Origin of the sequence: Actinomadura sp. RB99 (assembly GCF_014706005.1) — a bacterium.
GTDB lineage: Bacteria > Actinomycetota > Actinomycetes > Streptosporangiales > Streptosporangiaceae > Spirillospora.
In genome coordinates this window covers 62,481-76,312 of record NZ_JABMCA010000022.1, presented here as the reverse complement: position 1 = coordinate 76,312, position 13,832 = coordinate 62,481, and the positions used below count along the sequence as shown (strand labels likewise).

Sequence of the window (13,832 nt, the reverse complement as noted above, 5' to 3'; positions counted from 1 at the left end):
CTCAGGCGGGGTCGCGTGCGAACAGCTCCAGATGCGCGCACCGCCGGCACCGCCACGCCTCGATCTGCCGGCGGGGCCGGCCTATGCGCTTCGCACCGCCGAACAGGCCCAGCTCGAGCGCGCCCTCGATCCAGCGCGCGTACCCCCGGCTGGCCTGCCCGGCGTCCTCGATGAAGCCGGGCTCGAAGTCGCCGCCCCCGCACTGCGTGCACGTCATCTCCATTCGCGGGATGCTAACGCGGTGCGAACATGATCAATTGTCGGATATGACTGGGGGCATGGCCTTGAGGGAGTTCTACCCGCCGATCGAGCCCTACGACTCCGGCCTGCTGGACGTCGGCGACGGGAACCGCGTCCACTGGGAGGTCTGCGGGAACCCGGACGGCAAGCCCGCGGTGTTCCTGCACGGCGGGCCCGGCGGCGGCGTGGTCCCCGCCTTCCGGCGCTTCTTCGACCCCGCCGCGTACCGGATCGTCCTGTTCGACCAGCGCAACTGCGGCCGGAGCCGCCCGCACGCCGGAGACCCCGGCGTCTCCCTCGAGCACAACACCACACCGCACCTCGTCGCCGACATCGAGCGGCTGCGCGAGCACCTGTCGATCGAGCGCTGGCTGGTGTTCGGCGGCAGCTGGGGGAGCACCCTCGCGCTCGCCTACGCGCAGGCCCATCCCGAGCGCGTCACGGAGATGGTGCTGCGGGGCGTCTACCTCGTCCGGCCGTCCGACGAGGCGTGGGGGTTCACGCCGACCGGCGCCGCCCACCTGTTCCCGGCCGAGTGGGCCGCGTTCCGCGACGCGATCCCGCCGGACGAGCGGGACGACATGGTCGCCGCCTACGGCCGCCGCATCGAGGACCCGGACCCGGCCGTCCACCTGCCCGCGGCGCGGGCGTGGATGGGGTGGGAGCTGTGCGCCAACACGCTGCTGCCCGTCGCGGCGCCCGACCTCGACGACCCGGCCGTCCTCGCGTTCGCCCGTATCACGCACCACTACATCGCCGCCGGCGGATTCCTGCCCGACGGCGGCCTGCTCGCGGGCGTCGATCGGATCCGGCACGTCCCCGCCGTGATCGTCAACGGCCGCTACGACATGAAGACCCCGCCGGACCAGGCGTGGGACCTGCACCTCGCCTGGCCCGAGGCGGAGTTCCACATCGTCGAGGACGCGGGGCACGGCGGCGCCGAACCGGGCACCCTGGACCGGCTCATCGAGGCGACGGACCGGTTCGCCGTGCGGTGACGCCCGGGCGGTTCTACTCACTTCGGTGCGACGTGCGTGGTCCCACATCTACCTCGCAAGTCACTGCAGTACCGTGTACTAGTGCGTATGGTTCATTCCATGCCTAACAGCGAAGAGCGCGACAATAGCGGCCCCGAGGGGACGGCCGCGGCTCCCCAGGGCGCGGTCTCCGAGGACGGGCGTCCGCAGGGCGCCGCGTCCGCGGAGGGCGACGCGGCCGGCGGGCAGGGCTCGCCAGGGCAGCAGGGGGCCCCGCGGCAGGGCACGCCGCAGCAGTCCGCGCCGGAGGCGCGCGACGACATCGCCGGCACCGCCGGCACCGCCGGCGCCGAGACGGCGGTCGCGCGGATGGGCGACCCCGTGACGGTCTGGCCGTGCGCGAACTGCGGGCGGCCGGTCCCGCAGCCGGTCGGGGCCGTCCGCACCGTCCGGTACTGCCAGGACAACGACGGCGCCTGCGCCCGCGAGGCCCGCGACCGCCGCGAGCGGGGCCGGGACGCGCCCGGCCTCACCGGGCAGGTCGCCTCCACCTGGGAGATGGTCGAGCGGCTGGAGAAGGCCGCGGACCTGCTCGCCGACTCGCTGACCTCCGAGCTGAGCGTCGCCGGCGTCGAGCGCCGGGTCGCCGAGGTGCGGGCCGAGGCCGCCCGCGAGCTGGCCATCGCGCAGAGCGAGCGGGACGCCTCGCAGCGCAAGGCGGAGGAGGCGTGGCACGAGGCGTCGTCCGCCCGGGGCCGCGCCGACAAGGCCGAGAAGGACGCCGCCGAGGCCCGCGAAGAGGCCCGCCTCGCGACCGCCAAGCGCGACGCCGCGCAGCAGGCGTGGGAGGAGGCGCACCAGATCGCGCAGCAGTCGATGACGGCGAAGCTCGCCGCCGAGAGCGAGCGCGACCGCGTCGCCGCCCGCGAGACCGAGCTGCTCGCCGCGCTGGAGGCCGCCCGCGCCGAGCTGGTCGGGCTGCACGCCAAGCTCGCCGAGGCCGAGGGCGCCGCCGAGTCGCAGCGGGTCGAGGCCGCGGTCGCCAAGCAGGGTGCCGAGGACCTGCGCAACGCCATGCGCGACACCGAGGCGCAGCGCCAGCGCGCCATGCAGGCCGCCAGCAAGGCCGAGGCGGAGCGCGCCGCCGCGCTGCGCGCGCAGTCCGAGGCCGAGGCGGAGGTGGTCCGCGCCAACGCCCGCGCCGAGGACGCCGCCAAGGAGCGCGACGCCGCGCGGGCGCAGGCCGAGGCCGCCACCGGCGAGCGCGACGAGCTGACCGCCAAGATCAACGACCAGGCGGTGCAGCTGCGCCAGCTGTCCCAGTCGGTCGCCGAGCAGCAGGCCGCGCTGTCCGCCCTCGCCGAGGAGCGCGACGCCGCCCGCGCCGAGGCCGACCGCGCGCGCCGCCAGATAGACCAGCTCACCCACAACACCCTGTCGTCCAACGTCCCGCCGGGCGGCCGGCTGTCCGGCGGGAGCCCTGTCCCGCCGCCGGGCTTCGCGAACGCCCCCGGCGGCGCGCAGCCGCCGCTGGCGCCGACCGGCCCCGCCGGCGGCTCCGGCTTCCCGCTCGGCGCGCCCGTCCCGCCCGGAACGCCGGGACCGAACGGGACGCAGGGACCGAACGGAACGCACGGCGGACCGCCGCCCGGATCGTCCCAGTCGGGCGGGCACACGCTGCCGCCGCCCGCCGCCGGCGGCCCCCCGTCGCCCGCGGGCGGCCCCCCGGCGGGCGAGCCGCCGCTGCCGCGCCGGCAGCTGAACGGAGCCGACCGGGAGGACCCGCTGTTCACCGGCCCCTGACGGCCGGCGCCGGCGGCTCAGCCGTACTTGACGACGATCACGAGGACGACGACCGCCCCCGCGACGATCATGGTGGCCTGGCCGCGCTCGCGCACCGCCGTCCGCCGCAGGCCGGCGACCCGCCGGCGGCTCAGCCGCATGTCGGACGCGGCGCGGCGGGCCCGCTCCCAGTGCCTGCCGGTGTACACCGCGAGCGCCGCCACCCCGAGGAGAAGGAAGACCGTTCCGCCCATCTGACCCGCCTCCAGTCGCGGAAAGTCAGATTGAACAGCGGAACGGCGGTGCCGGACCATGTCGCGTGACATATTTCCCGCGGTCGGGTGGAGACGGTCTGGCGGGCGGCGGTTCCGGAGCACCGGTCCGCCGCCCCCGCCGGGTCACCGGCCGAACCGCTCCGGGTCGATCTCGATCCAGATCTGCTCGGCGCGGCCGAGCAGCCGGCCGTCGGCGCCGTACAGCGCGGTCGCCGCGTGCATCTTGCGGCCCTCCCGGCTGCGCGCCAGCCCCATCACCACGCACTCCTCGCCGGCCTCGGGCACGTCGGTGACCTGCGCGGTCATCGTGCCGAGGACGGCCGGGCGGCCCGCCACGTCGAACGACCAGCCGCCGGGGCAGTCCAGCGCCGCCCACACCAGCGTCCGCTCCGGCACCCGGTCGGGCACCCACGGCGCCGCGACGGTGCCGTCGCCGACCTGCCCGGGCTCCAGCCGGAGCCCGTCGCCGGGCTCGCGCTCCGGCCCGCACACGAAGCAGCGCGGGAACGGATGGTTCTCGATCGCCCGGAACTTCTCCGCCGCCCGCAGCGCGTCCACGAACGGGACCGGCGGCACCGGCGGCACCACGATCGCCCCCGCGAGGGCCTCCGCGACGAGCGTCTCCCCGTCCCACATCCGCACGCTGTGCCCGCGCTCGTCCTCCACGGTGACCGTCAGCTCGGTCTCCAGCGGTGGCGGCTGCCGCAGCGTCACCGTCACCGTGTCGATCGGCACCCGCCCCGCCAGCAGCCCCGCCGTGTACCCCCCGTTGCCCGACCCGTCCGGGCCGTGGAACCGCCTATCGATGATCACTGGGTCCCCCGCAATCACATCCGCCGCACGAAAACGGCACCGATCATAATGAGCGGCACCGACATGCCGGGCCGTCGCCCCTGCTCTAGAGCGCGCGCGACGGCTGGGGGCGGCCCGGGCGGGTGGTGAAGAACACCGAGAGGGAGCCGCGCAGGCGGGCCCGGACGGTGTCCTCGTCGACGTCGACGTCCTCGGGCACGGGGGTGCGCTCCAGGGCGCGGGAGATGAGCACGTCGACCTTGCGGTCGGCGACCAGGACCGAGCAGGTGTCGCAGGCGTACCAGGGGTAGAGCATGTTCAGCACGGCGACGGCGGTGTCGTCGTCGGACAGGTGCGTGGTGTCCAGCTCGACCTCGAACATGTCGGTGTCCTCGGGGTCGAGCGTGGGGTAGTACAGCCACGTCGGCCCGTCGGCGCCGCAGAAGTCGCACGCGGGCTCGCCCGGCGACGCTTCGCCGACGGCGAGTTCCAGCTCGTGGTCCCACGGCTCCACCCGGCGGTTGTGCCGGTATCCCACCCCGTCCAGCGAGCCCTCGCGGTTGTGGGTGACGTCGTGCACCTCGCCGCCGCAGCGGGCGCACATGAAGCCGATCTCCTCCATGTCCCTCCCTGATCGCTGAGGCACGGCTCTCACAGTATCCGGCCGGGAGGCTCCCTCGTACCCGGCGGCGCGATCGTTCGGGTACGTTGAAGATCTTCCGCCGCTCCGGCGATCCCGGCCCGGTGTTCCGGACGCATACCCCGCGCGCCTCCCCGCATGTCCCGGTGCTCCTTCCGCGAGCCCGTCCCACCGAGCCTTCGAAAGGGAGGTCCCCTTGTCCCTTCCCGCCCCGACCGACATCGTGCTCAACGCCGACAAGATCGACCTCGTCCGGGACCGGCGGCCGCTGCTCGACCAGGTCACCATGACGGTGCTGCGCGGCGAGCACTGGGCGCTGATCGGGCCGAACGGCGCCGGCAAGAGCACGCTGCTCGGCATCCTCGGCGCCTACACCCACCCGACGCGCGGCGCCGCCGAGATCCTCGGCCGCCGGCTCGGCCGGGTGGACGTGCAGGAGCTGCGGAAGCTGATCGGCCAGGTCAACCCGCGGCACCCGCTGGAGTCGGCGCGGACCGTCCGGGAGATCGTGCTGACCGGCGTGACGGGCACCATCGAGCTCGTCCCGCGCTGGACGCCGACCGAGGACGACCTGCGCCGCGCCGACGAGCTGATCGCGCTGATGGGGCTGACGGCGCGCACCGACGCCCGCTGGCCGAACCTGTCGCAGGGGGAGCGGGGCCGGGCGCTGATCGCGCGGGCGCTGATGCCCGACCCGCCGCTGCTGCTGCTCGACGAGCCCGCCACGGGCCTGGACGTCGCGGCGCGCGAGCGGCTGCTCGCGAGCATCGACCAGCTGCGGGGCGAGCGCCCGGACCTGACGACCGTGCTGGTCACGCACCACCTGGAGGAGCTGCCGACCAGCACCAGCCACGCGCTGCTGCTGCGCGAGGGCCGGGTCCTGGCCTCGGGTCCGGCGGACGAGGTGCTGACGACCGAGCTGGTCAGCGCGTGCTTCGACCACCCGATCACGATCACCCGGCACAACGGCCGCTGGGCCGCCACCGCCGGGCCCGCGTAGCCGCCGGGTCCTCAGTCCGCGGCGACCCGGTGCCGGGCCAGGTGGGCGAGGATCGACTGGTTCGCCTCCCACCCGTCCGGGAACTTGACCGGCACGCCGAGGTGGACGGGCTCGGTGGACGGGTGGGCGTCCAGCAGCTCGGGGATGCCCGCCCGCGCCACCACGACGCACGCGTGCCGGTGCCGCGACGTCAGGACGCACAGCCGTCCCGACTCCAGGTGGAACGCGGTGGCGTCGCGGCGGCCCGACAGCGGGTGCAGCATGACCGTCACGTCGTACTCGCGGCCCTGCAGCCGGTTGGCGGTGTCGACGGTGATGCCCGTGCCGTGCTCGCCGAGCGCCGCGCGGATCGCGGTGACCTGGTCGCGGTGGGCGGCGCCGATCGCGACGCGGGTCGCGTCCACCGGCTTGGAGCCGAGTTCGGAGTGCGCGACCGGGCCGCGCTGCAGCAGCCGGACGGCGAGCGTCGCCGTCGCGCGGACGGCCTCGGCGTCGGTGCGCAGCGTGTGGCGGGCGGGCAGCTCGTACAGCGCCCAGCCGGTCGCGGCGGCCTCCTCCAGGGCGTGGTCGTAGCTGGTGCCCATGCCGCGCGCCCCGTACTCCAGCCGCCGGTCGCCCTCATCCGTCCCGGCGCGGAAGCCGGTGAACGGGTAGAACGCGTCGGACACGACGGGCGCCGCGGACGCGGGGAGCCGCCACGACACCGGCAGCCGGTGGACGGGCAGGCCGGGATTGTGCGCGAGCAGGACCGAGACGGCGCTGCGCATCGGGTCCCAGGACAGGCCGGCCCAGCGCTCGACCTCGACGGTGGAGAACGGGTCGAGCTGGCCGGGGTCGCCCACGAACAGGGCGCGCTCGAACCGGCCGGCGATGCGCAGCAGCATGTCCGAGCGCATCTGGTACGCCTCGTCGACGATCGCCCACGGCCACGACCCGTCGGACAGCGTCGCCCACTTCGCGGCGGTGGCGATGACGATGGTGTGCTCGGCGAGGTCGTCGGCCTTCTGCGCGACCCGCACCGACGGATGCGCCAGCACCCGCTCGGACGGCAGGTACCCCGACGCCGACAGCCGGCCCAGCGTCAGTTGGGGGTGCTTCGTCGCGATCCGCTCGATGAGGTCGTCGACCTGCTCGTTGGTCTGCGCCACGATCATCAGCCGCTCGCCCGCCTCGGCGAGGTGCGCGGCCGCGCGGACCACCAGCGTCGACTTGCCCGCCCCGGGCGGCGAGTCGACCACCACGCCGCGGTGCCCGCCGCCGAGGTCGGCGAGCACCCCGTCGACGGCCCGCGTCGCGGCCTCACCGGGATCGAGGCCGGGGGACGGCTCCGGCCCGGCCAGCGCGACCAGATGGCGTTCGGTCATGACCAGTCCTCTTCGGCGTCCTCGTCGGTCGGCACGTACTCCTCGGGCGGCCCGCCGTGGGTCCACGGCGTGTCCTCCCGGTCGGGGAACTTCGCGGCCCCGAACGAGCCCTCCGTCAGCGAGGTGAAGCACACCCGGTCGCCGACCGCGGGGACGGCGCCGGGCTCCGGGGTGAGCTTGCGGCCCATCCCGCCGGTCAGCTCCAGCAGCACGCCGCCGTCGCCGATCTCCACGATCCTCCCCTTCAGCGCCGGGCGCGCCGCGTTGCACACGGTCGACCCGATGTCGAGCCGCACGGGGTCCTCGGTGCGGACCCGCAGCAGCGGACGCAGCTTCGGCCGCTTGCCCGTCTCGTCCAGCCGGGCCGGGTCGCACTCGGTGACCGGCCCGCCGAACGCCTGCCCGGCCAGCCGGTGCTCGGCCATGACCAGGGGGTCGTCGAACGCGCGCTGCGCCTCGTAGGCGTCCTGGGCGCGTTCGAGATCGTGCAGCCGCCGCGCCGCCCGGACGGGCGGGTCGCGGCGCGCCTGAGGATACGCCTCGCCGAACGTCTGGTGGTAATAGGTGAAGGCGTCCCGGTCGCGCTCCCAGCGGCGCGGGACGCTCGCGCCCTCCGGCATCGCCCGCAGCAGGCCGACCGCCCGCCACATCAGGTCCCATGTCGGGGCGAGCTGCCCGCCGATGAGCGCGCGGAGCCGGTCGCCGGCGCGCGGGTCGCCGCCGGACCGGTCGTAGGCGGCGATCGCCGGGGCGAGCACCTCGTTGTCGAACGTCGGGTCGGTCGCGGGCCCGGCGGGCGGGCAGGTCACCGGGTCCTCGGCGCGCGCCGCGGCGGCGGGGCCGTCCAGCCCGTCCGGCGGGTCGATCCACCCCATCAGCGCGGCGAGGTTGCCGTCCTCCACCGAGCTCTGCCCGGTCGCCCAGTGCAGCCGCAGCACCTCCGTCATCGCGCGCAGCAGCGACGACCCCGGATGGTCGTGCCGGTCGGCGAACCACGTCAGCCAGCGGCCGAGCACCGGCACCGCCGGGTCGACCGCGTACGGGCCCTCGGTGCTGCGGAACCGCGTCGACCGGCCCAGCAGCCGCAGGAACGCGACACCGCCGCGGTTCGGCACGAGCAGCTGCGGCGCGTTGCCGTACCGGATCCGTTCGTCGCCCTCCTTGCCGGGCGGCAGCTCCTCCACCTCGCCGCGGCTCGTCTCGATGTGGTTCAGCACGAGCTTGGCGAGCTCCGCCGCGAACGCGAACCGCAGGTCGCGGTTGCGCGGCTGCGGCACCACCAGCAGCGACGGGTCGTCCGGCGCCGACCCGAGCATGACCGCCAGCGGCGCCGCCGCCTCGCCCGCGAGCTTCAACGGGATCAGCACCAGCGGCGCGTCCGATATGTGGACGTGCCGGACCGTCGCCAGCGGCTGCGCGATCCCGGCCCGCACCGCCTCCAGCCGCGCCAGCGAGCTCAGCGCGCTCATCGGGCCGTCACGCGAGGTCCCCGCGGCCGGTGCCGAGGGCCTCGGCGCGCAGCCGGGCCGCCGCGCGCAGCTGCTCGGCCGTCTCCGCGAGATCGTCGGACGGGCTGAGCGACCCGTCCGCGAGGCCCAGCGCCGTGCCGATCGTGTCGACGCCGCCGAGGTCGTCGCGCACGGCCCGGCCGAGCGCACCCGTCGCCCCGCAGGCGCGCGCCTCGTCGCGGCAGAAGAACGCCATCTCGCAGCCCGCCATGCACTCGGGCGCGTAGCGCGCCTCCACCGTGCGGACGGAGTCGGCGAGATGCTCGCCGGGCTCGAACGTCAGGTCGCCGGGCAGCGCGTCCAGGATCCGGTCGACGCGGGTGAGGCGCGCGAGCTGCCGTTCCAGCACGGCCAGCTGCGGGCGGACGTCCAGCGGCGTCGCCGACGGCCGGTTGGAGAAGTTCTCCGGGCACACGAGGAACACCTCGTGCGACACCCGCGCCGGGTCGTGCCCGAGCTCGGCGACCAGCCGGCGCAGCGCCAGCACGTACACCGCCGACTGCCGGGCCGCCGCCGCGACCTGCTCGGGCTCGGCCTGCCCGTCCACCACCGCGAACGACTTGATCTCGATGACGTGCAGCCGGCCCTCGATCTGGAACGCGATGACGTCCGGCTCCAGGTAGGCGAGCTGCCCGCCGATCTCCAGCCGCAGCAGCGGGTGGTCGAACAGGGTGCCCTCGCCGGTGTCGAGCGCCTGGGCGAGCAGCCGCCGGGTGCGGGTGTGCCGCAGCTCCCGCCCCTCGTTCCCCGCGACGACCTCCAGATCGTCGTAGGCGACCTCGGTCACCGCCAGGCCCATCCGGTCGCGCAGCAGCGTCAGCAGCTCCGCGCACCCGTCGGCCTTCACCTGCGCCTCGAACGCGTTGCCGCGCGTGATCGCGAACTGCGACTGGCCGAACGGGGACGGGAACCCGAGCGCGCGCGCCACCGCGTCCTTGTCGACGCCCGCCGCGTCCATCAGCCCGCGGCGGGCGCAGCCGGGATTGGCGGTCAGCGCCGCGATCGTGCGGGCGTCGTGGTTGCGCGGCGGAGCGCTTCCGCGCAGCCGGTCCAATTCCGGCGCGGTCTCGGTCATCGGTCCGTTTCTCCAGAGCTGGCACGTCGCCGTGCGGAATCCTGCAGGGCCCGCAGCCGGCTGCCGAACAGCCGTTCCGCGTCGTCGAGCTGGGCCCGGGCGCGCCCGGCGGCCGACGCGCGGCGCCGCCGGTCGGGCTCCCGGTGCACGTCCAGCTCGGCCCGGGCGGCCTCGGCGAGCACGGCCGGATCGACTGTACCGACCGTACCGGTGACCGCACCGGGAATGTTGGAGGCGAACCGCCACAGCAGCCGCTGCGCGTCCGGCGAGGGCGGCGTGCGCCCGGCGTGCTCGGCGAGGCGGATCGCGGAGGCGAGGAAGTCGGTGCGCGGGCTGAGCGGCCCGACGATCCGCTGCTCCAGCGGCCAGGTGCTCACCGTGAGCAGGCCGCGCGCGGGGGCGAGCAGGTCGGCGGTCAGCGCGGCGCACAGGTAGTAGGGCCGCGCGTACGGCGCGGTCCGGAACGAGCGCTCTTCGTCGCGGCGCAGGCTCGTCAGCCGCGTCCCGGGGATCTCGCCGGGGAAGAACGCCGCGTACACCGACCCGATCAGCTTGGGCGCGGCGGGCACCCCGAGCAGCGTCAGCGCCTGGTGGACCTGGTCGCGGACGGGCAGCAGCCCGCGGCGCCCGTCGCTTCCGGCGGGCGCGGGCTCCTCCGGCTCGCCGGCGTCGCCGAGGACGGCGGTGTCCCACTCCTGCTCGGCGCGGCGCAGGTCGGCGCGCAGCGCGCGGGCCGTCCGCCGGTCGCCGGTCGCCATCGCGCGGCGCACGCCGGCGCGCAGCTCCGCGATGCGCGCCTCCAGCGCGTCGGGGGCCGGGACGCCGGGGGACGGGGGCATGCGGCAGACAGTACAGGAGCTTCCAGACAGTTCCAGCGTTTTCCAGCTTTCGCGGCGGCCGGTCCGATCAGCGCGGCCGGTGCCAGACGACGGAGTACCGCCAGAGCAGATGCCGGCGGAACACGGCGCCGGGCAGGAGCCGTAGCGCCTCGTCCCGTACCTCGCCCCAGGTCATGTCGGGATCGGCGAGCGGCGCGCCGGGCTCGCCCGCGGTCCCGCGCTTGAGGAGCCGGCGGTGCAGGACGTGCCCGGGCACGCCCGCCGCCCCGTACAGGAAGTCCTTCGGCCCGGCGTTGTTGGCGAGGCCGAGCACCACCAGCGCGCCGCCCGGGCGGACCGCGTCGCGCATCGCCGCCATGCCCGCGGCGAAGTCCATGTGGTGGATCGTGGCGACGCTGCACACGAAGTCGTAGTACCGCTCCGGGAGGTCGTACTCCAGCAGCCCGGCCTCCACGAAGTCGACGTTCCCGACGCCCTCGCTCAGCCTCTTCGCCTTGACGACCATCTCCGCCGACCGGTCGAGCCCGGTGACGTGGCGGGCGCGCGGCGCGAGCCGGCGCGCGAGCAGCCCGTCGCCGCTGCCGACGTCGAGCGCCTCGCCGCAGCCGCGCGGCACGTTGCGCAGGACGAGGCCGTGGTAGTGGGTGTTGTGGTTCCAATACTCGGCGGGCGTCTCGGTCATGGCACCTCGCTCAGGATCGCGGGTCGCGTCGCAGCGGGTGCCCTTCCGGCACCTCCACGAGGACGATCCTCACACCGTCCGGGTCCTCGATCCACATCTCCACCAGGCCCCACGGCTCCTCGCGCGGCTCGCGGACGACGCGCGCCCCGGCCGCCGCGAGCCGGTCGTGCTCGGCCCGCACGTCGCGGACCTGCAGCCAGATCATGGGGGACGGGCCGGCGCCGCCCGGCCCGTGCCCCGACACCTCCAGGAATCCGGGCCCGAGGAAGAACACGACGCCGGGGGAGTCCGGCGGCCCGAACTCGCGGTACACCGCCAGCCCCAGCACGTCGCGGTAGAACCGCCGGCTGCGGTCGAGGTCGGCGGGACGCAGCAGGATGCGGCTGCTCAGTACCTCCATGCGCCCATCCTCGCCCCGCGCCCGCCTCCGCGACGCCCCGCCACGCCCACGGGACCGGACGGATCAGCCGCCGAAGCTCGCCCGGTAGGTCGCGGCCATGTCCTCGTCGCCGTGGCCCTGCTCGATCACGCGGCGGAACCGGTCGCCCGCCGCGTCGTTGACGTCGACGCGGACGCCCGCCGACGCGGCCGCGTCGTGGATCAGCCGGGTGTTCTTCTCGGCATTGCGGACGGCGAAGCTCGTCGCGTAGTCGTCGGCGAGCATCGCCTTCATCTTGATCTGCAGGTAGGCGTTGTCGAGCGGGCCGCCGGTGAGGACCTCGCCGAGCAGCGCCGGGTCGAGGCCGAGCCCCTTGGTCAGCGCGACGGACTCGGCGATGACGGAGGTGAGGGAGATGGCGTAGCTCACCGCGGCGAGCTTCAGCCGGGTGCCGGCGCCGCTCGCGCCGTCCTCGTCGAGCCAGAGCGTGCGGCTGCCGATCGCGCCGAACACCGGGTCGAGGACCGTCCGCGCGTCCTGCGGGCCGGCCGCCAGGACCGTCAGCTTGCCCTGTTCGGCGGGCTGCTTCGTGCCCTGCACGGGGGAGTCCACGAAGGTCGCGCCGTGCTCGGCGGCGAACGCGGCGAGCCGCGGGACGTCGTCGACGCCGACCGTGCCCATCTGCGCCCAGATCTGCCCGTCCCGCAGCGCGGGCGCGGCGTCGGCCATCACGGCCAGCGCGGTGTCGCCGTCGTTCAGCATGGTCATGACGACGTCGGCGCCCTCGACGGCCTCGGCGGGCGAGTCCGCGACCGTCGCGCCGTCCGCGGCGAGCGGCTCGGCGCGCTCCCGGGTGCGGTTCCAGGCGGCGACGCCGTGGCCGTTCTTCAGCAGGTTCCGGGCCATCGCGGCGCCCATGATCCCGGTGCCGAGCAGTGCGATCTGCGTCATCTCCGGCTCCTTTTAGACTGATCGATACATAACGGTGCGGGACAAGCCTGGCACACGGCCGCGCGTCGCGCATCCCGGAAGGTCCTTACCCGCCGGCGGCCGCCCATCGCGGTGCCGCACGGCTCTTTCGCGCGAGCCCGCCCCGGCGGGCGCGGCGGGGGAGGGGGTCAGCCGTAGGCGGGACTGCCGTCCGGCACTTCGGCGAAGGCGTCGGTGTACGGCGCGGCGAACACCTCGAGCGTGCGCTCCAACTGCGCCGACCACCAGGACACGAGCCCGGCCGCGCTCCGCTCGCCCGCGCCCTCCTCGCCCAGGTAGCGGTGCCGCAGCGGCGCCACGTCGCAGAGCCGCTCCCACCACTCGCGGTGCACCGCGGACTGGATCTGCCCCGCGTCCAGCGGGAACGCGGCGCGGTGCCCGCGCACGAACGCCTGCACCCGGTCCAGGTCGAGGCCGCGCTCGTCCTCGCAGGCGAACAGCCGCGCCGCCGCCCGCACGACCTCGCCCGCGACGGGACCCGTGGTCAGCGCGTCCCAGCCGAGCACCGCCGTGACGTTGCCCGCGCCCGCGTACCGCAGATGCCCCGCGTGGAACGCGCCGTGCAGGTGCCCGACCGTGCTGACCTCGATCTCCGGCGGCTGGTGCCCGGCGAACTCGGCGAGCAGCGCCCGCCGCTCCCGCAGCCGGCGCGCGGTCAGCGCGTCGAAGTCGGTGCCGCCGCCCTCCGGTACGGCCTCCAGCATCGCGTCGACGGCGGCCGCCGCGTCCGCGGCACGCGGCGTCGGCACGAGCAGGCTCTGCTGGACGGGCGGCGTGATCCGCTCCATCTCGGCGTGCAGCCGGCCGAGCAGCTCGCCGAGTTCCTCGCACTGCCGGAAGGTCAGCTCCAAGCCGCCGCGGCGCCGCCCGGCGACCCATGGGTACAGCGCATAGGCGTGCCCGGAGGCGGTGACGAGCGTGCGGCCGGACTTCGCCGGCAGCGGCGCGAGGACGGGGAGCCCCGCGGCGTCGAGCGCACCCGTCAGCTCGTGCTGGAAGAGGACGCGCTTCCGTTCGGCCGGTGCGTACTCCTTCAGGAAGAACGGGCCGCCGGACGTGCCGACCCGCCAGCACCGTCGGCCGGACGCGCCGTCCAGGGCCTCGGGCGCCGGCGCCGCGTCGAACCCCCAGCGCTTCAGCAGCCGGGGCGGCGGACCCTCGTCCGCGCCGTTCTCGCCGGTCGCGGGGGCGCCGGCGCCGTGCATGGCGGCGCCGCGCTTTTCGGCGCCGTGCTCATCAGCGCTGGGAGACGTCGGCACCTTCGCACCTCGGCGGCCTCGGACGGACGG

General features: G+C 75.4%; 15 protein-coding genes. 3 read left to right on the top strand and 12 right to left on the bottom strand.

Features of this window, described 5'->3' with window-relative positions:
* Window position 1: 1 nt before the first annotated feature.
* Complete coding sequence (locus tag amrb99_RS20965) at window positions 2-223, bottom strand: hypothetical protein (RefSeq protein ID WP_190858460.1); 222 nt, start codon at window positions 221-223, stop codon at window positions 2-4.
* A gap of 61 nt (window positions 224-284) precedes the next feature.
* Here amrb99_RS20965 and pip point away from each other — a divergent pair, with 61 nt between their 5' ends.
* Window positions 285-1,238 carry a prolyl aminopeptidase gene (gene pip, locus amrb99_RS20960; RefSeq protein WP_206700040.1) on the top strand — a complete coding sequence of 318 codons (954 nt, stop codon included), beginning with the start codon at window positions 285-287 and terminating at the stop codon, window positions 1,236-1,238.
* 99 nt (window positions 1,239-1,337) lie between these two features.
* Window positions 1,338-3,020: a chromosome segregation ATPase gene (locus amrb99_RS20955; RefSeq protein ID WP_241755748.1), complete on the top strand. Its 1,683-nt coding sequence runs from the start codon at window positions 1,338-1,340 to the stop codon at window positions 3,018-3,020.
* Between the two features lie 17 nt (window positions 3,021-3,037).
* Here the strand turns inward: amrb99_RS20955 and amrb99_RS20950 are convergent, their stop codons facing one another.
* The 3 genes from amrb99_RS20950 to amrb99_RS20940 form a co-directional block, all read right to left on the bottom strand.
* Window positions 3,038-3,253 carry a hypothetical protein gene (locus amrb99_RS20950; protein WP_190858457.1) on the bottom strand — a complete coding sequence of 72 codons (216 nt, stop codon included), beginning with the start codon at window positions 3,251-3,253 and terminating at the stop codon, window positions 3,038-3,040.
* A 144-nt stretch (window positions 3,254-3,397) separates the two neighbouring features.
* A complete protein-coding gene (locus amrb99_RS20945) occupies window positions 3,398-4,087 on the bottom strand; it encodes a hypothetical protein (protein ID WP_190858455.1) in 690 nt (229 codons plus the stop codon).
* An 85-nt stretch (window positions 4,088-4,172) separates the two neighbouring features.
* Window positions 4,173-4,688 carry a hypothetical protein gene (locus amrb99_RS20940; RefSeq protein ID WP_190858453.1) on the bottom strand — a complete coding sequence of 172 codons (516 nt, stop codon included), beginning with the start codon at window positions 4,686-4,688 and terminating at the stop codon, window positions 4,173-4,175.
* Window positions 4,689-4,902: 214 nt separating this feature from the next.
* Between amrb99_RS20940 and amrb99_RS20935 the strand changes: the two genes are divergently transcribed.
* Window positions 4,903-5,706: an ATP-binding cassette domain-containing protein gene (locus amrb99_RS20935; protein WP_190858451.1), complete on the top strand. Its 804-nt coding sequence runs from the start codon at window positions 4,903-4,905 to the stop codon at window positions 5,704-5,706.
* Window positions 5,707-5,717: 11 nt separating this feature from the next.
* On the opposite strand, the gene amrb99_RS20930 is transcribed toward amrb99_RS20935, so the two are convergent.
* From amrb99_RS20930 to amrb99_RS20895, 8 genes are all read right to left on the bottom strand, one after another.
* A complete protein-coding gene (locus amrb99_RS20930) occupies window positions 5,718-7,070 on the bottom strand; it encodes an AAA family ATPase (protein WP_190858450.1) in 1,353 nt (450 codons plus the stop codon).
* Window positions 7,067-8,539, bottom strand: coding sequence for a hypothetical protein (locus amrb99_RS20925; RefSeq protein ID WP_190858447.1), 1,473 nt, complete (start codon window positions 8,537-8,539; stop codon window positions 7,067-7,069). The genes amrb99_RS20930 and amrb99_RS20925 overlap by 4 nt, the downstream gene beginning before the upstream one ends.
* Before the next feature lie 7 nt (window positions 8,540-8,546).
* Window positions 8,547-9,653, bottom strand: coding sequence for a hypothetical protein (locus tag amrb99_RS20920; RefSeq protein WP_190858445.1), 1,107 nt, complete (start codon window positions 9,651-9,653; stop codon window positions 8,547-8,549).
* On the bottom strand, window positions 9,650-10,492 hold the full coding sequence (locus amrb99_RS20915; protein ID WP_190858443.1) for a hypothetical protein: 843 nt from the start codon (window positions 10,490-10,492) through the stop codon (window positions 9,650-9,652). Before amrb99_RS20915 ends, amrb99_RS20920 begins: the two co-directional genes overlap by 4 nt.
* A 67-nt stretch (window positions 10,493-10,559) precedes the next feature.
* Complete coding sequence (locus tag amrb99_RS20910) at window positions 10,560-11,174, bottom strand: class I SAM-dependent methyltransferase (RefSeq protein WP_190858441.1); 615 nt, start codon at window positions 11,172-11,174, stop codon at window positions 10,560-10,562.
* Window positions 11,175-11,184: 10 nt separating this feature from the next.
* Entirely contained in the window at window positions 11,185-11,574 is a 390-nt protein-coding gene (locus amrb99_RS20905) for a VOC family protein (protein WP_190858439.1), read from the bottom strand.
* A 63-nt stretch (window positions 11,575-11,637) separates the two neighbouring features.
* Window positions 11,638-12,504, bottom strand: coding sequence for an NAD(P)-dependent oxidoreductase (locus tag amrb99_RS20900; protein ID WP_190858437.1), 867 nt, complete (start codon window positions 12,502-12,504; stop codon window positions 11,638-11,640).
* A gap of 167 nt (window positions 12,505-12,671) precedes the next feature.
* Entirely contained in the window at window positions 12,672-13,802 is a 1,131-nt protein-coding gene (locus tag amrb99_RS20895) for a phosphotransferase (protein ID WP_347256771.1), read from the bottom strand.
* Between the last annotated feature and the right edge of the window lie 30 nt (window positions 13,803-13,832).